We start from the raw sequence: 20,112 nt of genomic DNA, 5'->3' as shown, positions 1-20,112 counted from the left end.
GGACCGTGAAACGACTTAGCGCCGATGATAGTGCGGATTACCCGTGTGAAAGTAGGTCATTGCCAGACACCCTTTTGAACGCCCGGACAGGAACCTGTACCGGGCGTTTTGCTTGGCGGCGCAAAGGCGCGCAAGGCAAAACCTGCCACTCCCCTTACCCTTCCTGCACACGCCTGCTACTCTCTGGGCAATCAAAAACAAGTCCTGGATGTCGTGTGACTATCACTTGGGTCGTTTCCACCTTGTGGGTGTTCTACCTGCTGGTATTGTCGGTCATGATTATCTGGCAGCGTCGGGCGCCGGTCGCTACGCTCAGCTGGATTCTTTCTCTGGCTGCGCTACCGTGGATTGGCTTGCTGATTTTCTATGTATTTGGTCCGCAGAAAATCAAGCGCAAGCGATTGCGTCGGGCGGCGAGTAAGCGTCGGCTTGGCTTGAGTCAGCAGGGAAGCGCGCAAGGGCGCTCTCCTCCGGTGTATGCCACGCAAATGGCGCGTTTGGGCCAGGCAACCACCGAGATGCCCCCAGTCACCTGTACCCGGTTTGATTTGCTGGTGGATGGCGGCGCAACTTACGAATCCATTTTCGCCGCTATTGAAGCCGCGACCCAGCAAGTGCATCTTGAGTATTACATCTACGAGCCAGACCAGATTGGCACTGCCTTGCGTGACTTGCTGGCCCGTAAAGCCAGCCAGGGTGTGCAGGTCCGGCTATTGCTGGATGCACTTGGTTCCAAGCGCTGTAACCGTCGCTTTCTGGCGCCGCTGCTGCAAGCAGGCGGAGAGCTTGCTTTTTTCCATGAGACTACTTTTCGCAGCTTGCGCCCCGTCATTAACATGCGCACTCACCGCAAGTTGGTGATTTGTGATGGCACCGTTGGGTTTACCGGCGGTATCAATATCACTGACGAAGAAGATGAACGCAGCAATCCGCTCGCCTATCACGATCTGCATTTGCGACTTGAAGGCGCAGTAGTTGAGCAGTTGCAGCAAGTGTTTCTAGAGGATTGGTTTTATACCACCGGTGAACGCCCCCAGCCCCTGCCTTATGTTGAGCCACCTGAAGGCAAGCACATAGTGCAAGTGCTGCAATCGGGCCCTGACAATGATTGGGCGCCGATTTACCGTGCGTATCTGGCCGCGATAAATACGGCAGAAAAACGCATTTGCCTGGCAACCCCCTACTTTGTGCCCGATGAAGGCGCGATGATCGCGCTGACTAATGCCGCTTTGCGCGGGGTAGATGTACAGGTTATGGTGCCACATCGCAGCGACTCCTGGATTGTAACCGAGGCGGCGCGTTCTTATTTTGACGAACTGATCATCGCTGGTGTGCGGGTTTGGGAATACACCGGGCGCATGCTGCATTCCAAAACACTGGTGGTGGACGATAAATATGCGGCCATTGGCACCGCCAATTTTGATAATCGCAGCTTTCGACTCAACTTCGAAGTGAGCGTGCTGGCCTATGGTGCGCCCTTGGCGGATGCACTCGCCCAGCGTTTTTACGATGATCTGTCTGAATGCACGCGCGTGGTGCATCCGCGCAAACTTACCCGTGTGGCAGCGTTCGGCGAAGCGTGGGCCAGGCTGTTTTCACCGCTGCTGTAAGCCCGTTTGTCTGAGGATTTTTACTTGGCGCAAGCTGGGGTGTATCCCCGATTACAGTGTTGGCGTGCGCACCACAATGGTTTGGTAATGCCTTACATTCTCATGTATGGCGTTTGAAATGCCTTGCCCTGATCCGAATCTGCCTGTCTAATTAGGAAGTTTCACTTTCCTAATTAGAACTGTCGCCGCAGGAGTCGATTGAATGCTTTACCCCCAACTTTTCGCTGATCTTGAGAAAGCCCGCTGGGATATGGCGGACGATATCGCATGGGATCAGTTTGACGCGAGCAAGTTGAGCGACGAGCAGGCGTTGACGATCAAGATGAACGCAATCACCGAGTGGTCCGCTTTACCTGCCACCGAGATGTTTTTGCGCGACAACAAAGATGATTCCGACTTCTCTGCCTTCATGTCGATCTGGTTTTACGAAGAACAGAAGCACTCGCTGGTATTGATGGAATACCTGCGCCGCTTCCGTCCGGAGCTGGCACCGACCGAAGAAGAACTGCATGCCGTGCGTTTCGAGTTTGATCCGGCTCCGCCGATGGAAACACTGATGCTGCATTTCTGCGGCGAAGTGCGCCTGACCCAGTGGTATCGCCGTGCTTCTGAATGGCATACCGAACCGGTCATCAAGCAAATCTACAAAACGCTGTCTACCGATGAAGCCCGTCACGGTGGCGCATATCTCAAGTACATGAAGCGTGCGATAGACAAGCTGGGTGATGAAGCCCGTCTGGCCTTTGCCAAGATCGGCATGTTGATGGCGTCGTCGGCACGGACCGGCAAGCCACTGCATCCGACCAATCTGCACGTCAATAAAGAGCTGTACCCGAACGACACCATTCAAAGCCGTTTGCCTGATCCGGAATGGCTGGAAAACTGGCTGGATACACAAATCCAGTTTGGCAAGGAATGGGAAGGTCGCGTAGTGGGCGGTATCTTGCGCAATCTTTCGAGCCTGTTTGGTGAAACCTTTGAAACTGCCACTGATCTGAATCGCTACCGCAAACAATTGGTCGCGAACCTCGGTCAGGCCTGAGTCAATGACAGTCTCGCAATACCCTCACCCGGATTTTGAAAAGAAGATTTGCCCGCCAGAACAACTGGCCGGGCGAATCGCGCATCTGGCGCGGCCACTGGTGTTTACCAATGGCTGTTTTGACATCCTGCATTGTGGGCATGTCACTTACCTGGCTCAAGCCAGGGCGCTGGGTGCGGCGATGGTTGTTGCGCTCAACACCGATGCTTCTGTGCGTCGGCAAGGCAAAGGGCCGGATCGCCCGATCAACGACCAGATCAAACGCGCGAGCGTCATGGCTGCGTTGCAAAGTGTCGATCTGGTGACCTGGTTTGATGCCGATACGCCTTACGATCTGATCATGCAGATCCGGCCGGATATCCTGGTTAAAGGTGGCGATTGGGCCATAGACCGGATTGTCGGTAGCACTGAAGTGTTGGGCTGGGGCGGCCAGGTTCATTCCATTCCCTTCATGTATGCCACATCAACGACCGAAACCCTTAAACGCATTCGCGAGTCGCAATGACCCCGCGTGAGAATCTGGTCGCCGAGCTGATCGGCGATATCAATCAGCATGGCTGGATCCGGCCAGATCTGGTTAGCCAGATGGGCGTGGTGCTGGTCGCCGTGCTAGCTGGGGTGATCCTCTACCACTTTCTCAAGCCGCAGTTATATAGCGAGCAATCGCGTTGGCAGTGGCTGGGGCAGGGCGTTATCCGGCTGATTTTCCCGCTTACAGCACTCACCGTAACCAAACTCGGTACGGTGGTGCTGGCGACGATCTATCCAGGCATTGCATTTCGCTTGATCGGAGTGGCGGACGTACTGCTGTTGGCCATGGTCAACATCAGCGTCATTGCCTATCTGTTGCGCCATGTATTCAACGAGGCGCCATGGGTTGGGCGGTGGGAACGGCGCATCGCCGCGCTAATCTGGCTTGCGTACGCTTTGCACGTGGTTGGCATCCTGCCGGAGATTGCTGATTCGCTGGACGACATCAGCTTTCATCTGGGCCACCAGCGTATTTCTGTGCTCACCATCCTGCAAGGTCTGGCTTCCGTCGCCGGTACCATGCTGGTGGCGATGTGGTTAAGTCGTCTGGCCGAACGCTGGTTGATGCGCGCGGACATGCTCGACACCAGTTTGCGGGTGATGCTGACCAAGATCATCCAGACGCTCTTGGTGGTGATGGCCGTATTGGTTGCGCTGCCACTGGTGGGAATCGACCCTACCGTACTGTCGGTCTTTGGCGGCGCTCTGGGTGTTGGCTTGGGGCTGGGTCTGCAAAAGATTGCCTCCAATTACGTGTCGGGTTTCATCATCTTGCTGGATCGCTCGGTACGTCTGGGTGATCTGGTGCAGATTGGCGATCGCCAGGGTGTGATCTCGCGCCTGACCTCACGCTATATCGTGCTCAAAGGGCTGGATGGTACGGAAGCACTGGTGCCAAACGACACACTGGTGACGTCCACTGTGGTCAACCAGTCTTACACCGACAAGAAAATCTGGACCAAGCTGGCGTTCACCGTCGGTTATGAGTCGGATATGGACCTTGTACTGCAGTTGCTGGTCCAAGCCACAGAAGGGCTTGAGCGGGTGGTGCAAGACCCCAAACCCTTCCCGTATCTGGACAGCTTTGGCGATAGTGCGGTGAATGTATCGGTGGGCTTCTGGATCAAGGATCCGGAGAACGGGCAGGGTAGTTTGAAGTCAGAAATCAACCTGCGGGTCTGGCACCTGTTCAAGCGGCATGGCATCAATATTCCGTTCAACCGGCTGGATGTGGTGCACTTTGAACCATCGAACAAGCTCGCTGGCGATGGTAATTTGCAAGGTTATGCCACGTCGGAGCCCAATAAAACCGTTGTAGCGCCCGACAACTAGCCAAGCTGTGGCTCTAAACATACGAACGGTTGCGCGCTGCAAGCAATTATTCTGTAATATCTCGTTCGCCTTTGATTCATATTAAGAAATATGACAACGGCACCCTTTGTTCTGGAGAGTTTCTTGATGGAATGGCTGAACGGCCTGATCGACCTGCCCTGGTGGGGCTATATCGTGGTTATGCTGGTTTTTACCCATATCACGATCGCAGGGGTAACGATTTATCTGCATCGTAACCAGACCCATCGCGGCCTGGATTTGCATCCAATTCCCAGCCATTTCTTCCGCTTCTGGTTGTGGCTGAGCACCGGTATGGTCACCAAAGAATGGGTGGCGATTCACCGTAAACACCACGCGCGTTGCGAAACCGCTGAAGATCCGCACAGCCCGCAAGTACTGGGCCTGAAAAAGGTCATGTGGGAAGGTGCCGAGCTGTATCGCAAAGAGTCCAAGAATAAAGAGACCATCGAAAAATACGGCGTTGGCGCTCCGGATGACTGGCTTGAGCGCAATGTCTACACGCCGCACAGCGTGATGGGCCCAACGTTGATGGCCATCATCAACCTGAGTCTGTTTGGTGCCAATGGTCTGTGGATCTGGGCGCTGCAAATGATGTGGATCCCGTTCTGGGCCGCAGGCGTGATCAACGGTATCGGTCACTACTTTGGCTACCGCAATTTCGAATGTGAAGATGCATCCCGCAATCTGGTGCCTTGGGGCATCATCATTGGCGGCGAAGAACTGCACAACAACCATCACACCTTCGGGACTTCGGCGAAGTTCTCCAACAAGTGGTGGGAATTCGACTTGGGCTGGGCGTATATCCGCTGTTTGTCTGTTCTGAAAATGGCCAAAGTGCGCAAGGTTGCGCCGCGCATGAAGATGGTTGATGGCCGCATGGAGCTGGACGAACACGCGCTGGCCGCCATTATTGCCAACCGCTATACCATCGCCGCCAACTATGCCAAATCGCTCAAGTTGACCGTGGGCGAAGAACTGGACAAATTGCGTGCCAACGCCGCATTGCCGACTGCCGATTTCAATCCGGCACGGCAGATGAAGGTGTGGCTCAAGCAAGATGCCAAAGACACACCGGCTGACGACAAGCCGCACCTGGACAAACTACTGGCCCAAAGCTCCGTGCTGGATCAGGTTTACCAGATGCGCCAGGAACTGACCCGTCTGTGGGAGCGTTCCAGCCTGAGCCGTGCTGAACTGCTGGTGCATCTGCAAGACTGGTGCGCCCGTGCTGAGGCTAGCGGTATCGCGGCACTGCATGATTTCTCGATGCGTCTGCGCCGGGTTGCTGCAGTCTGATTTGCTGTCATCACTGACTGGCAAAATATAAAAGGCGAACTTTCGGGTTCGCCTTTTTGTTTATTGGCGCGACAATAAGTCTGGTAGCTCGCCCGCCATGCCCGCACTGAGGCATAAACAAGGGGCAGAGCAACGATCCCACCTCTATCTGCATTGGAAGGAAAACCCATGTCCAGTATTCAGCGTTATCACGTCGGGCCGCGCATGTCGGAGATCGTGGTACATAACAACACGGTTTACCTGGCCGGCCAGATCGCCGAGTCGCTCGACAAAGATACCCGAGGCCAGACCGAAGAAGCGCTGGCGGCGGTTGATCGCATGCTGGCCGAAGTGGGTTCTGATAAAACCAAAATTCTGACGGTCACCATCTACCTGCCCGACGTGATCAACGAATACGATGCAATGAACGCCGCATGGTCGGCTTGGGTAGCGCCGGGCCACACGCCAGCCCGCACCACGGTTGAAGCCAAGCTGGCTGATCCACGCTACAAGGTTGAATTTACGGTCATCGCCGCGCTGTAACGTCGTGCCTGCAGGATTGGCTCTGACCAAAACACCTCGTCTAAAACGAGGTGTTTTGCTTTTGGCCATGCCACAACGGCCAGCGCCCTGAATCTACCCGTTATCAGAATTGACCCGGCTTGCCCCATTCTGCCTGACCGCAGATGGCTCATCGCATAATGTCCACAAGAGGATGCACATCATCCCGGCCAATTCGAAACCGATTGAGAGTGGAGTTTCATATGTCGAATATCTTGCTGGCGTATTTTGCTGGATGGCGCGACTGGAGCGCATTGCCGCTGCTGCGCGATGCCCAGCGTCTGACTCATATTTGCTATGCCTTCGCCAATATCCGCGACGGCAAGGTGGTGTTGCTGACCGGTGAGGATGACGCGGGCCACCAACCGCGCTCGGAAGAGCACTTTGCCAAGCTGCATGAGCTGCGTAGCGTTAATCCGCAACTGAAACTGCTGATCTCGATTGGCGGCTGGGGCGCGGATGGTTTTTCCGATGCCGCGTTGACGGACGAATCGCGCGCCATCTTTGCTGATTCTGCCATCGCGTTCATGACTCAACGTGGGCTGGACGGGATCGATCTGGATTGGGAATACCCGTCCAACGACATGGCCAGCATCGTGGCGCGGCCAGAAGATCAACATAACTTCACCTTGATGCTGGCCGCGCTGCGTGAGCGCCTGGATCAACTGTCCGATGCTGAAGGTCGCACAGGCAAAGCGCGCTACCTGCTGACGATTGCCGCCGGTGCTGGCCAGTATTATCTGGATGGCGTCGAAATGGCCGAGGTCGCGCGGCTGTGTGATTTCGTAAACCTGATGACCTACGACTACTACAACGGCTGGGCCACCAAGGCCGGTCATCACACCAATCTGTTCAACACGCCGGGCGATCCGGAAGGCGACAGCTGCCAGCGTTCGGTGGATTTGTTTATCGCCAACGGCCTGCCCGCGGACAAGCTGGTGCTCGGTTGCGCGTTTTACGGGCGAGGTCTGGATGGCGTCGGCAGGGCTGGTCTGGGTGCGCCAGGCACGCCCAAGAGCAATACCTCAATCAACTACGACGATATCGTCGGCAAGTTGCTGCCGGACGGCGCGACCCGCCACTGGGACGACGACGCCAAAGCGCCGTGGCTGTTGTACAACGACACTTTTGTCAGCTATGAAGATGCCGAATCGCTGAGCCACAAACTGGCGTTTCTCAAAGAGCGCAAGCTGGCCGGAGCGTTCTTCTGGGAATACACCGAAGACCACACCGATACGCTACTGGCCACATTGTGGGAAGGTCTGAAGGATTGATGGGCGGGATTGCTCGCCAAGCGTAGGGTGGGTTAGCCCTCCGGCGTAACCCACCGCTCAATGTTGCCGCCGCAGTCAGGTTTGCGCTTTGAAGTACGAACCTGATGTTGCTAGTGGTTTCACTGCTGCTCGGCCAACTCGGCGGCGGCCGCACGAGCAGTCTTTGCCGGTTTGCCTTGCCAATAGCCAGCCAGCAACGCTCCGGAAATATTGTGCCAGACCGAAAACAGCGCGCCGGGCAATGCTGCGAGCGCGCTGAAATAGGTCTTGCCCAATTGCGCGGCCAGCCCGGAATTCTGCATCCCGACTTCAATCGCCAAGGTGCGGCAGACTGATTCCTCAAAACCCAGCAATTTGCCGCCCCAGTAGCCGCCGAGCAAACCGATGGCGTTGTGTAGCATCACCGCGATGATCACCACCACGCCCACCGAGGCGATGTTCTTCTGGCTGCCCGCGACGATGGCTGCAATGATCACCACAATTGCTGTCATCGAGATCAGCGGCAACCACGGTTCGATTTTTCGCACGGCACTGCTGAAAAAGCGGTAGATCACCAGACCCAACGCAATCGGCAAGATCACAATTTGCAAAATGCTGAGCAGCATGCCCAGCATGTCGACAGTGATGGATGCATCTACATACAGCCGTGTCAGTAGTGGCGTCGCCACCACGCTGACCAGCGTAGAGAGCGAAGAAATGGTGACCGACAATGCGACGTCACCGCCCGCCAGATAGATGATCACATTGGATGCCGTGCCACTGGCTACGCTGCCCACCAGGATCATGCCAGTCGCCAGGTCTGCGGGCATATGGAAGGCTTTGGCCAGACACCAGGCGGCCAACGGCATGACAATGTAATGAAGCACAATCCCGGCGATCACCGGTGCCGGCCGGGTCAGCACCCGTTTGAAATCAGCCACCGTGAGCGTCAGGCCCATAGTGAACATGATGATCGCCAGCAGCAGCGCGGTATGCGATTGAATCGGGCTGAAAGTGGCGGGGCTGCGGTAAGCGATGACGGAAAGCAGTATTGCCCACAGCGGAAACAGGCGGGTGATTCTGGCGAGCATGAGTCGGATCCCTTAGTCAGCGGCTATCGCGCTGCTTGTTGTTTTAGGTCCGCTCATCTTACTGGTTTGTTTTGCCACTGCAACCCGCACCCTGCGGCGCGGGTTGCGCACCTGTTACCACTCTGGCGCGATGGATTCGGCGTAGTCATACAGGGCCTCAAGCACTACCGCGCCACGGTCATCGACAGTTTCGGAGAGCGTGTCGATGCTCTCGGCAAAGCTTTCCAATGTGCGATAACCGTCGCGACCCTGAATCAGCCGCTCCACCCGCAATTGCTGCCAGTGGTTTTGTTCTTCTTCGTTCAGCGATTCGGGGAAGTTGCGGGCGCGATAGCGGAACAGCAGTTCTTCCAGCCGACGATCTTCAAACTGCACGCGCTTGCTGGCCAGCGCCGCGCCATCCAGCCCGTGCAACTGGTTGAGCGTGCGTCGATCGTTGTTATTGATAAACCCGCCGTAGAGATCTTCATCCACATCCAGCGGCGGTAGCGGTTCGCGCCGATAAACCGCGGCCCAATCCACCTTGCTCTGGCTGGCGAACGCGTCTGCATATGCCAGAGCCTGCTGCATATCGACGCCCCATTTTCCGGCCATTTGCGGTGTGAGAATCTTGAGGTTGCTGATCACGATAGGCGACTTGTTGATATGGATGGTCTTGATCGGCAAGCGGCTGGTGCCTTCGGGCAGATCGGCCAGCCGCGTGAACATGCGCTCACGGATGGTTTGCGGGCTCAGGCCAGCCAGCTCGGCTGGGTCAAATGCCAGGTCCCACACAATCAGTTCATTCTTGTTGGATGGATGCCAGCCCAGCGGCCATACCAGCGCGATGCAGCCGCGTTCCACGCCGAACATGCCGGATACGTGGAAAAAGGCGCGGGGTTCGCTGCCAATCTCTTTCAGCACCTGGTCTTTCTTGCGCAGATTCAGGCAGAAATCAAACAGGCGTGGTTGTTTCTCACGGATCAACCGGGCCAGCGCGATGGTGGCACGCACGTCAGACAAGGCGTCGTGTGCCGCTTCATGCGCCAAGCCATTTGCCTGAGTCAGGTTTTCCAGCTTGAAACTGACCTTGCCTTCCTCATTGGTCGGCCACTCAATGCCTTCCGGGCGCAAGGCATAGGCGGTACGCACGGTATCGAGCAAATCCCAGCGACCGCATTCGTTTTGCCACTCGCGGGCATACGGGTCGAGCAGATTGCGCCAGAACATGAAGCGGGTGACTTCATCATCAAAGCGGATCGAGTTGTAACCCACGCCCACCGTGCCCGGCTCGCCCAGCGCGCGTTCAACCGCAGCGGCAAACTGGTACTCGGGCACGCCCACTTGCTGGCAATGCTGCGGGGTAATCCCGGTGATCAGGCACGATTGCGGATCGGGCAGAAAGTCCGGCGCGGGCTGGCAAAACAGCTCGATGGGTTCACCGATCTCGTTGAGCTCGGCATCGGTGCGGATACCGGCAAACTGGGCCGGGCGGTCACGCCGCGGCACCACGCCAAAGGTTTCGTAGTCGTGCCAGAAAAAGGTGAGATCGGCCATGAATTACGGTTGCCTGATTCAGATGGATTGAAAAGAAGACATAAAAAATGCTCGTGAATCACGCAGTATCACCCGGAGCACTCCCGGTTAGATACGGTGATTCACGAGCATTGTAGCAAGCTCGCGGCGAGCGTCGGTCAATCTACGCTGGCACGTTTGATCGGCAGTGGCAAACGCTCGGTTTCGTTGGGGATGCTGCCAAAGCGATCTTCCTGCCAGGCGACTTTGGCGGCCTCAATCAATTCACGATCACTGGCGACAAAATTCCACCACAAGGTGCGTGGACCATCCAGCGGTGCGCCACCCAATAACAAGATGCGCGAGGCATCGCTGGCACGCAACGGTGTAGCGGAATCCGCTGCCAGCAGTACCAGTTCGTTGGCGCCCAGAGTTTCGCCTGCGGCGGTAGCTGCACCGCTAATCAACAGCACAGCGCTTTCGGCATAATCGGCGGGAATAACCAACTCGGCACCCTCAGCCAGATCAATCACCGCGTAGAGCGTGGAAGAGGGCACGGCCACTGGTGAGATATGCCCGAACATCTGGCCGATCAACAAATGCACGCTGACGCCATCTTCGCCAAAGCGCGGCAACACCGCCGAATCGTAATGTTCGAAATGCGGCGAGCTTTGTTCCAGTTCGCGTGGCAAAGCCAGCCAGGTTTGCACGCCATGTAGATTGCCGCCATTGCGGGCATCTGCGGGAGTGCGTTCGGAGTGCGCAATGCCGCGCCCGGCGCTCATCAGGTTTACATCGCCCGGCACGATGGTGACTTCATTGCCCAACGTGTCGCGGTGCAACTGAATGCCTTCGAACAGATAAGTCACGGTCGCCAGCCCGATATGCGGGTGCGGCGGCACATCCAGTCCTTGCCCTGGCACCAGTGTGGCGGGGCCGATGTGATCAACAAACACAAACGGACCGACAGCGCGGCGTTGCAATGCGGGCAGCAGGCGTGAAATCGGCAGGCCGCCAACGGTTTCGGCGCGCCCGGTGATATGGATCAATTCAGACATGAAAATCTCCGCAGACAGGAAAACGCCGGGCGTATTCGGTAACGCCCGGCGTTGTGAGTGTATGAGTCAGTTCAATATGGCTCAGAACCGGCCAGCTTGATAGTCGTGAATGGCTTGTTCTACCTGCTCACGTGAATTCATCACGAACGGGCCCCATTGCACAATTGGCTCATTCAATGGCTTGCCCGCAATCAGCAGTAGTTTGGCTTCTTGCCCACCGGCGCTAACAGTTACGCCATCAAAATCGGCACCGTTGCCGAGCAAACCCATCTGTGTGGACTTCACCGCACGCCCACCTACGCTTACCTCGCCGCGATAGACGTAGATAAAGGCGTTATGGCTCGCCGCCACCGGAATGCTCACCGACTCGCCTGCGGGCACCGTGATGTCCAGATACAGCGGTTCAGTGTCATCACGCGTAATGGCACCTGGCGCCGCATGCAGCGAACCCGCAATCAGCTTCACCGCGCCGCCGTTTTCCAGCGGATACACCGGGATGTCGGCTGCCGGAATGTCGCGATACCACGGCGCAATCATCTTGTTCTTGCCGGGCAGGTTCACCCACAATTGAAAGCCTTCCATCATGCCGTCTTGTTGTTCCGGGATTTCGCTATGCACGATGCCGCGACCAGCGGTCATCCATTGCACGCCACCTTCGCTCAGCAAGCCTTCGTTACCGGCATTGTCGCGATGGCGCATGCGGCCATTCAGCATATAAGTCACGGTCTCAAAACCACGGTGCGGATGGCTAGGAAAGCCGGCGATGTAATCGTCCGGGTTATCGGAGCGGAAGGCATCGAGCATCAGAAACGGGTCAAGGCGCCGTTGCAGGTCGTGTGTAAGCACGCGGGTCAGGCGCACCCCGGCTCCGTCGGTGGTTGGTACGCCATTGACCAGCCGCTCGACTTCACGCGAATGGGCAACGGTAGGTAATTGCAGCTTGGTCATGGTGAATCTCCGTGTCGGTTACGGCTCCTTGCTGGAGCGTTAGACGTATCTTAGTCCGGGCGGATGTATGAACAAACTATGCATCTCTTTATTATCTATATCGAAAAATTTGATATAAATAACTCATGAATCTTGAACGCATCTCGTTAGAACAACTGCGCGTATTTGCCGAAGTGGTCCGCGCTGGCAGCTTCCTGGCCGCCGCGCGCAGCATTGGCCGCACCCAGTCGGCGGTCAGTTACACCATCGCCACGCTGGAACAACAGTTGGGTATTTTGTTGTTCGACCGCAGTGGCTATCGCCCCAAGCTCACCAGCACTGGCGAGGCCTTACTGCGTGATGCCCACGCCATTCTGGAACGCGTTGACCGCCTGCAGGCGCGCGCCTCGGCCATCGAGCATGGGCTGGAAGCCGAACTCGCGCTCGCAGTGGATGTGTATTACCCGCTGCAGCAATTGCTGGGGTGTTTGAATGACTTTCGCGCGGCCTTTCCCAGTGTGACCTTCAAACTGTATGTTGAAGCCCTGGGCGCGGTGGCCGAGCGCGTCCTCAGTGGCAGCGCGCAACTGGGCATCTTGGCGACCATGCCTGAGTTGCCCGACGGGCTGGACGGTTTTTCACTGGCGCCAATTCGGGTGATTGCCGTAGCTTCACCCGACCATCCGCTGGTGAAATACGCCGGGGCGCTGGACCGCGCCACGCTGCAAGAACATGTGCAACTGGTGCTGACCGATCGCAGCGCGCTGACTGAAGGCAAGGATTACGGCGTGATCTCTCCGACCACGTGGCGCCTATCTGACTTGGGCGTCAAACACGCCATGCTGCTGGCGGCGATGGGTTGGGGTTATATGCCCACGCATTGGGTGGCTGATGATCTGGCGGCAGGAAGATTGGTAACTTTGCCTTTGCCGATGCATCCGCAGGAGGGCATGCAACTGGCCATGCACGTGGCATCACGCATTGGGCAACCGGTCGGCCCGGCATTGCGTTGGTGGATAGACCGTTTACGCCAGCAAATGTGAGTCACCAAAGGTCTATCAAGCGGGCTCAAACATGCTGCTGCGCAAAGTGGCGACCGCTGCCTGATCCAGCCCGATATGCCGTAGATAACCTGCCGCGCCGCCATGCTGTAGAGAGAGTTCGGACAAGAACAGCGCCATGTGTTCAGGTTCAGAACCCAGCAGGTGCTTGAGTTCAGAGGCATTTTGCTCGGCCAGTTTGTCGAGCAGGCCCGTCAGGTTGGAGGCGCTTTGGGCGTAATCGAGCACAATCTGCGAGTGTGACACGCCAGCCAGATCCAGCAACAAGGCGGCGATCATGCCGGTGCGGTCTTTCCCGGCCGAACAATGGAACAAAATCCCGGCGTCGGGTTGCGCCACCATGGTCTGGAAAATATCGCGAAAACCGTGCTGGCAATGCTGGAGCGCCGCCACATATAACTCGCCCAAGCTGGCGGGCAAGCTGGCCAGATGTTGTTCCAGCCCATCCAGCAGTGGCACCGGTACGTAATCGACTTCAGCGATATTACTCAGCGCGTCACCCCATTGCTGGCGTTCGTGTTTGCTGCGCAGATCAATGTCGATGGTGATGCCGTATTTCAGCAGGCGGATCACATCCATGGCATGCAGGCTTTCCAGGCTATCGGCCCGCACAAAGCGATGCCGGCGCAGCGGCTGGCCAGACTGACCAAGCAGTCCGCCCAGATCGCGCACATTGCGTGCGCCCTCCAGCGAGATCATTCGTTGCACGGGCAGGCTCCAGCAGCAATGGACGGAAAGCACAACATAGCATGCTCCGCCCGGAGCTGGCGTGAATCAACGCGCGCAAGCCAGCGTGGGCTGGAGTGATACGGCTAGCTCCACTTGATTGCCGCCAGCGGCCCGGGGCGACCAAACCAGTAACCTTGCGCGTGGCTGCAACCCAGTTCTTGCAGGCGCTGCGCCTGGGCTGCGGTTTCTACGCCTTCGGCGACCACTGTGACGCCAAAGCCTGCGGCCATTTGCAGCACGGCCGCCACGATGGCGGCATCTTGTGATGAATCACAGAGGTTTTTTACAAAACTCTTGTCGATCTTGAGGCAATCAAACGGCAGGTTGCCGAGGTAGGAAAGCGAGGAATAACCAGTGCCAAAGTCATCAATGGCGATCTTCACACCCAACGCACGAATTTCGCGCAGGCGTTCCACGGTCTGGCCACCTTGTTCCAGCAATACCGATTCAGTGAGTTCCAGGGTCAGATGATGCGGTGGCAAACCGCTTTCATGCAGGGCCTGATGCAGCGTGGTAATGAAGTCGGACTGGATCAACTGCCGCGCCGACACATTCACATGCAGTTCAAATCCAGCTGGCAATTGATCCTGCAGCTGGGCGATATCGCGGGCTGCGGTATGCAAGATCACGCCGCCCAAGGTCAGGATCAGGTCCGACGCTTCGGCAATCGGAATAAACATTGCGGGCGGCACCATGCCGCGCGTCGGGCTCTGCCAGCGGGCCAAGGCTTCGACACCGCAGATTTGACCATCGGCCATACGGATGACGGGTTGGTAATGCACCAGGAACTGTTCGTGTTCCAGCGCGTGGCGCAGATCATTGGTCAGCAAGGCCAGCTCGCGGGACTGTTCCATCATGTCCGGCTCAAAGATCACCCAGGACATGCGTGCCCGCCGTTTGGCTTCGCCTAAGGCCACGCTGGCATTGCGCAGCCACTCCGGCAAGGCTTCAGAAGTGAGCAGTCCTTCGACGATGCCGATCGAAGCGCCCACCATGATCTCGTCGCCGCCAGAGGTAAATGGCGTTGCAAACAGCGCCTGAATCTGCGCGCCGATTTCCGGTGTTGCGGTAGTCGGCTCCAGATGGATCAGTGCAAATTCGTCGCCACCGACGCGGGCCAGCAGCACGGAATCCGGCAGGCTGGCGCGCATGCGCTCGGCAATGGCCTGCAGCAAGCGATTGCTGGTTTCGTAGCCAAGGTTGTCGTTGATGGCTCGAAAGCCATCCAGACCGATCAAACACAGCACCGCCGGACGCGGGCGCGGCCAGTAGACTTCTTCCAGCAGGCCTTGGCGGGTGAGCAGCTGAGTCAGGCCATCCAGCCGTAGCTGGTCGCGCATGGTGTTGAAAGCAATTTTCACCTGCTGCGCCATGGTATTGAATGCTTTGACCAGCGTGGCGGTTTCACGGATCGCACTGCGTTTGTCGATTTTGGTCTGCCAGTCGCCGTCTGCCAGGCGGTTGGCAGCGCGCGCGGCCCGATGGATAGGGCGAGTTACCAGACCGATCGCCCACAGCCCCAGCAACAGACCGGCAAAGGCAAAACCGGCAATCCACTTCGTTGTGCGCCGGGTGCTGGCGCGGATATCGCCCACCAGATCTGAATCCGGCACCAGCGTCACAATGCGCCAGTGCAGACCACGGGTATCTATATATGGCGTAACGCGACCGCTATAGGCCCGACCATCGAAGGTTTCGTGAAAACCGGTGGCCTTGTCCAGCGGCGCCTGGGCCACCAGTGGGGCCGCCGCACGCAGGGCCGGGTCATCACTTTGCGCCAGGCTCAGGCGTTGGCCGCGTGCAATTTTGCCTTTGCCATCGGCCAGTACCGAACCCGTTCCCGAATGGGCCACCAGCAGTCCGGCGGCGTCGGTAATGGCAACCTGGCCTGAGCCGCGCAAGGATTCCTCGCGCAGAAATTTGTTCAAATCGGTCAGTTTTACATCGGCCACGGTAACGCCGATCAGTTTGTCGCCTTGCTTGACCGGGCTGGCGGCGCTGATGGTGACTTCAGCATATTCATCGTAATTGGCATAAATATCCGACCAGCCCGGCTGCCCGGATTTGGCAAACGGCGCATACCACGGGCGCGTGCGAGGGTCGTATTGCGGATAGGCCGCAGCGGTGGCGCCGGGAATTTCTTCTTTGTAGATGCGCAGGTCGCCGTGGGTCGATGCGTCTTTGAGCATCAGGTTGTAATGCTCATCCTTGCGGCGAATGCCGACAAAATCGGTGTTCTCGCCCCCAAACGCCAGCACGCTGATCTGGGTCTGGTCCTGATAGAGATTGTGAAACGTGCCGTAGATATGGCGGTAAATCGGCTGCATATCGCCGGGCGTGTAGAGGTTGTACCGGACGATGCTATCGGCAACGGCACGCTGCGCAGCGAAGGGGACTTCCAGAAAATTGGCCAGGCGATTGCTGGTGGTGACCGTCAGCGCATCCACGATGCGGATGCTGGTGGTGTCGATCAGGCGGGTGGTGTTGTCATGTTGGGTAATGGCCTGCAAACCCACGGACGCCGCCAGGATGAGCGCCACCGGCAAAGCGATGGCAACCCGCAGCGGAATCGAAAGACGACTGAATGCGAATCCAGTGCGGGGTTTGAGCTGCATATAAACTATCTGGTCCCTTGGTGGACGGTCGTCGTGACGCCATGATTTCGTATTTCACATGTCATATCCAGCACTCTTGAATAGTGTTGTATGTTGTAAACAGCGGCCGCTCTGGAATAAACACTATTTATTGTCCGGTTACGACGTCGACCAGTTGTTGCTTGCTATGACTGACAGCAAGCTGAAACGGAATGCCCCGAAACCCAAGGCTCCGGCCGCGCTTTTCTCCTGGTAAGCGGCCAGGCAAATTGGCATCCCGGTGATATGGAATTCGTCGAACGGTCGACGGTGCGACGGGAGTAGCAATTGATGCTTGCTCGTTGCTCGGGGGAACGTATCTTGTCGTACAAATAGGATGCGAATCCGCAACAGCCCTTGGTTCACCGCGCCAATACCTCAGCATGCCGGATGTTGAACCGTAGGCTTGGCGCAAGAAAACATCGGTAGGTACCGGCATTGGGGAGCGGCTTTCCAGACCGTGATAATTGATCCAGCCATATGCAACGCCTGCCCGGATAGTCTGGCTTCTTATGAACATGGCGAGTTATGACAGGAGCACAAGACGTTTAAAAACAAAGGCATTTCTTGCTGCAGCGACTCAGAAACAGGCTGGTGAATTACTGGAAAGCCGTCGCGCGATGGGCTAAAAATCGTTAAAGCCGGCTAACGTTGCAAAGGTGCAGGCGATTCGCAGGCATAACTGGAACGAAAGGAATGTGGGCGCTGGCAGGCAAAACAGTGGACAAGAGAGAGGGGCGAGCCGGGAAGGGCGCGAGGGCAGGGCATCATGCTGGCTTTGCGCGCGGGGGGAGCTTTTAATACAGAAGAGGAACAAAAGGAATTTGATTCGTTGTCGCACATTTACCAGGATGGCAAAGTGCCAACCGGTTTCTGCAAAGCGACTTTGCACGCAGCAGAAAACAAAAAGCCCAACTCGAAGAGCTGGGCTAAATGCTTGAATTGCTTGGGGTGGCTGATGGGGCTCGAACCCACGACAACAGGAATCACAATCCTGGACTCTACCAACTGAGCTACAGCCACCATTGAAACAAGTACTAACTAACTGAACAGATATCTAGTCCGGAATATGCCACCTAATTATATTAGTTGGCGCACCCGACAGGAATCGAACCTGTAACCTACGGCTTAGAAGGCCGTTGCTCTATCCGGTTGAGCTACGGGCGCCAAGATAAGGCTACATTTTCTTTTTATCATGCAGTTAGCATGGAAGTCGGGTCGGGGCGGTGGGATTCGAACTCACGACCACCTGGTCCCAAACCAGGTGCGCTACCAGACTGCGCTACGCCCCGAACAAGAGAGCGAGACTATAACGACCTTGTTTCGAGGCGTCAAGCCGAAGATTGAGAGAATTGCAGGAAAAATGAGAGAATGCGCTCCTTAACTTAAAAAACAGTGCCGGAGCCCGCCCCATGACAGCGCAAATTCTCGACGGAAAAGTTATTTCGCAAGAAATCATTCAGGGAGTCCGGGCTCAGGTTGAAGCACGCAAGGCCGCCGGTCATCGCGCCCCGGCGCTGGCCGTGGTGCTGGTGGGGAGTGATCCAGCCTCGCAAGTGTATGTCGGTAACAAAAAGCGCCAGTCAGAAAACGCCGGTATTACCTCGCTGGCGTTTGATTTGCCGGCAAGCACGACCGAAGCTGAACTGGTGGCGCTGGTAGCCAGACTGAATGCAGACGACGCGGTGGATGGCATCCTGGTGCAATTGCCGCTGCCAGCACATATCAATGCCGAAAAGATTATTGAATTGATCGACCCGATTAAAGACGTCGACGGTTTTCATCCATACAACATTGGTCGCCTGGCGCTGAAGATGCCGTTGCTGCGCCCGTGCACTCCGCGTGGCGTAATGACCTTGCTGGAAAGAACCGGTATTGATCTGATCGGTAAGGACGCCGTGGTGGTTGGCGCATCCAACATTGTCGGTCGCCCGCAAGCGCTCGAACTATTGCTCGCGCGGGCCACGGTGACGGTGTGCCATAGCAAGACCAAAGATCTGGCCGGCAAGGTGCGCGGTGCTGATGTGGTGGTGGCCGGTGTCGGTATTCCCAATTTTGTGAAGGGCGAGTGGATCAAGCCCGGCGCAATTGTGATTGACGTCGGTATCAACCGTCTGCCCGATGGCAAATTGTGCGGCGATGTCGAATTTGATGTCGCAAAACAACACGCGGCGTGGATTACGCCAGTGCCGGGCGGTGTTGGCCTGATGACGGTCGCCACATTGATGCAGAATACCTTTGATGCTGCCGTGAATCGCAAGCCCTGATTGATGACCTGTCGGCCCGAGTCTTATGACTGATGCGGGCTGGCGCTGCTGCAAACCGACTTACTAATAAAATCGAAACCTGATGCCTTATCCTCTCGTTCGTCCCCTGTTATTCATGCTCAAGCCCGAGACGGCGCACCATTTCACTATGGGCGGTCTGAACTTCATGCATGACCTGGGTTTGCTGCGTGCCTTTTTGCCGGGGCAGGTGTCTTGCCCGACCACAGTAATGGGGATCGAGTTTCCCAATCCGGTGGGGCTGGCGGCTGGTCTGGACAAAAACGGTGATTGCATCGACGCCTTGGCCGATCTGGGTTTCGGGTTTATTGAAATCGGCACCGTAACGCCGCGCCCGCAACCAGGTAATCCCAAGCCGCGCATGTTCCGGCTGGCGGATTCAGAAGCCATCATCAACCGCATGGGCTTCAATAACGAAGGTGTCGACAAGCTGGTCGAGAATGTTCGCAAGTCACAATACAAGGGCATTCTCGGGATCAACATCGGCAAAAACTTTGATACGCCGATTGAGCGTGCGGTTGAGGACTACCTGATTTGCCTCGACAAGGTGTACGAGCACGCCAGTTATGTCGCGGTGAATATCTCTTCACCCAATACCAAGAACTTGCGGCAATTGCAGCAGGCCGATGAGTTGTCCAGCTTGCTGGCCGCGCTGAAACAACGTCAGCAAGAACTGGCCGACAAACATGGCCGCTATGTGCCGCTGGCGTTGAAGATCGCACCTGATCTGGATTCACATCAGATTCAGGAAGTGGCCGAACGTTTGATCACCCACAAGATTGATGCCGTGATCGCCACCAACACCACCTTGTCTCGTGTGGGCGTCGAGCATCACAAGAACGGGGCCGAGGCGGGTGGTTTGTCTGGCGCGCCGGTGCGGGCCAAGTCGACCTCGGTGATTCGCGAACTGGCCGAAGCGCTGGATGGCGCGCTGCCGATTATTGGCGTGGGCGGTATTTTGTCGGGTGACGATGCGGTCGAGAAAATTCACGCGGGCGCCGCGCTGGTGCAACTCTATAGCGGGATGGTTTATCGCGGGCCGGTATTGGTTGAAGAGTGCGCTGAGGCTATCGCTTCAATCCGTTATTAAGCGCGGTTTGCCGCGCCTTGGCCAAGGTGCCGCGCCAGATTCGATTTCCGGCCAAAGCAGGCCGGATTCAAGTGCTGGCGCTTTCTCATTGATTCATATGGCTTAATTGGCTTACTCGA

The 20,112-nt window shown here is 56.9% G+C and carries 16 protein-coding genes and 3 tRNA genes; 10 read left to right on the top strand and 9 right to left on the bottom strand.

The window, feature by feature from the left end; genetic code table 11:
• Positions 1–215: 215 nt before the first annotated feature.
• From cls to P4L78_RS07765, 7 genes are all read left to right on the top strand, one after another.
• On the top strand, positions 216–1,610 hold the full coding sequence (gene cls, locus P4L78_RS07795) for a cardiolipin synthase (protein WP_283150742.1): 1,395 nt from the start codon (positions 216–218) through the stop codon (positions 1,608–1,610).
• Between the two features lie 202 nt (positions 1,611–1,812).
• A complete protein-coding gene (locus P4L78_RS07790) occupies positions 1,813–2,652 on the top strand; it encodes a ferritin-like domain-containing protein (protein WP_283150741.1) in 840 nt (279 codons plus the stop codon).
• A 4-nt stretch (positions 2,653–2,656) separates the two neighbouring features.
• Positions 2,657–3,157 (top strand): D-glycero-beta-D-manno-heptose 1-phosphate adenylyltransferase, encoded by a 501-nt coding sequence (rfaE2, locus tag P4L78_RS07785; RefSeq protein ID WP_283150740.1) that lies wholly within the window; start codon positions 2,657–2,659, stop codon positions 3,155–3,157.
• Positions 3,154–4,515 (top strand): mechanosensitive ion channel domain-containing protein, encoded by a 1,362-nt coding sequence (locus tag P4L78_RS07780; RefSeq protein WP_309327484.1) that lies wholly within the window; start codon positions 3,154–3,156, stop codon positions 4,513–4,515. Before rfaE2 ends, P4L78_RS07780 begins: the two co-directional genes overlap by 4 nt.
• Before the next feature lie 126 nt (positions 4,516–4,641).
• Positions 4,642–5,832 (top strand): fatty acid desaturase, encoded by a 1,191-nt coding sequence (locus tag P4L78_RS07775; RefSeq protein WP_309327483.1) that lies wholly within the window; start codon positions 4,642–4,644, stop codon positions 5,830–5,832.
• 168 nt (positions 5,833–6,000) lie between these two features.
• Positions 6,001–6,354: a RidA family protein gene (locus tag P4L78_RS07770; protein WP_283150737.1), complete on the top strand. Its 354-nt coding sequence runs from the start codon at positions 6,001–6,003 to the stop codon at positions 6,352–6,354.
• A gap of 221 nt (positions 6,355–6,575) precedes the next feature.
• On the top strand, positions 6,576–7,646 hold the full coding sequence (locus P4L78_RS07765; RefSeq protein WP_309327482.1) for a glycoside hydrolase family 18 protein: 1,071 nt from the start codon (positions 6,576–6,578) through the stop codon (positions 7,644–7,646).
• Between the two features lie 119 nt (positions 7,647–7,765).
• Here the strand turns inward: P4L78_RS07765 and P4L78_RS07760 are convergent, their stop codons facing one another.
• The 4 genes from P4L78_RS07760 to P4L78_RS07745 form a co-directional block, all read right to left on the bottom strand.
• A complete protein-coding gene (locus P4L78_RS07760; protein ID WP_309327481.1) occupies positions 7,766–8,716 on the bottom strand; it encodes a bile acid:sodium symporter family protein in 951 nt (316 codons plus the stop codon).
• A 114-nt stretch (positions 8,717–8,830) separates the two neighbouring features.
• Positions 8,831–10,252, bottom strand: coding sequence for an exodeoxyribonuclease I (gene sbcB, locus P4L78_RS07755; RefSeq protein ID WP_309327480.1), 1,422 nt, complete (start codon positions 10,250–10,252; stop codon positions 8,831–8,833).
• Positions 10,253–10,389: 137 nt separating this feature from the next.
• The gene (locus P4L78_RS07750) at positions 10,390–11,268 is read right to left on the bottom strand and encodes a pirin family protein (RefSeq protein WP_283150733.1); all 879 of its coding nucleotides are present in this window, start codon (positions 11,266–11,268) and stop codon (positions 10,390–10,392) included.
• Between the two features lie 81 nt (positions 11,269–11,349).
• The gene (locus tag P4L78_RS07745; protein ID WP_309327479.1) at positions 11,350–12,216 is read right to left on the bottom strand and encodes a pirin family protein; all 867 of its coding nucleotides are present in this window, start codon (positions 12,214–12,216) and stop codon (positions 11,350–11,352) included.
• A 125-nt stretch (positions 12,217–12,341) separates the two neighbouring features.
• On the opposite strand from P4L78_RS07745, the gene P4L78_RS07740 reads away from it, so the two are divergent.
• The gene (locus tag P4L78_RS07740) at positions 12,342–13,238 is read left to right on the top strand and encodes a LysR family transcriptional regulator (RefSeq protein ID WP_283150731.1); all 897 of its coding nucleotides are present in this window, start codon (positions 12,342–12,344) and stop codon (positions 13,236–13,238) included.
• 15 nt (positions 13,239–13,253) lie between these two features.
• Here the strand turns inward: P4L78_RS07740 and P4L78_RS07735 are convergent, their stop codons facing one another.
• The 5 genes from P4L78_RS07735 to P4L78_RS07715 all read right to left on the bottom strand — a co-directional run bounded on the left by P4L78_RS07735 (position 13,254) and on the right by P4L78_RS07715 (position 17,910).
• Positions 13,254–13,955 (bottom strand): tyrosine-protein phosphatase, encoded by a 702-nt coding sequence (locus P4L78_RS07735; RefSeq protein ID WP_309327488.1) that lies wholly within the window; start codon positions 13,953–13,955, stop codon positions 13,254–13,256.
• Positions 13,956–14,068: 113 nt separating this feature from the next.
• Positions 14,069–16,600: an EAL domain-containing protein gene (locus P4L78_RS07730; protein ID WP_309327478.1), complete on the bottom strand. Its 2,532-nt coding sequence runs from the start codon at positions 16,598–16,600 to the stop codon at positions 14,069–14,071.
• A 965-nt stretch (positions 16,601–17,565) separates the two neighbouring features.
• Positions 17,566–17,641, bottom strand: a tRNA-His gene (locus P4L78_RS07725).
• Positions 17,642–17,708: 67 nt separating this feature from the next.
• Positions 17,709–17,785: transfer RNA gene (locus P4L78_RS07720), tRNA-Arg, on the bottom strand.
• A 51-nt stretch (positions 17,786–17,836) separates the two neighbouring features.
• Positions 17,837–17,910: transfer RNA gene (locus P4L78_RS07715), tRNA-Pro, on the bottom strand.
• A 120-nt stretch (positions 17,911–18,030) separates the two neighbouring features.
• On the opposite strand from P4L78_RS07715, the gene folD reads away from it, so the two are divergent.
• Together folD and P4L78_RS07705 are read left to right on the top strand one after the other, a co-directional pair.
• Entirely contained in the window at positions 18,031–18,885 is an 855-nt protein-coding gene (gene folD, locus P4L78_RS07710) for a bifunctional methylenetetrahydrofolate dehydrogenase/methenyltetrahydrofolate cyclohydrolase FolD (RefSeq protein WP_283150729.1), read from the top strand.
• A gap of 82 nt (positions 18,886–18,967) precedes the next feature.
• A complete protein-coding gene (locus P4L78_RS07705; protein ID WP_283150728.1) occupies positions 18,968–19,993 on the top strand; it encodes a quinone-dependent dihydroorotate dehydrogenase in 1,026 nt (341 codons plus the stop codon).
• Positions 19,994–20,112 lie beyond the last annotated feature (119 nt).

Source organism: Silvimonas sp. (assembly GCF_031291215.1).
Lineage (GTDB): Bacteria > Pseudomonadota > Gammaproteobacteria > Burkholderiales > Chitinibacteraceae > Silvimonas > Silvimonas soli.
This window is presented reverse-complemented; position numbering and strand designations above follow the sequence as displayed.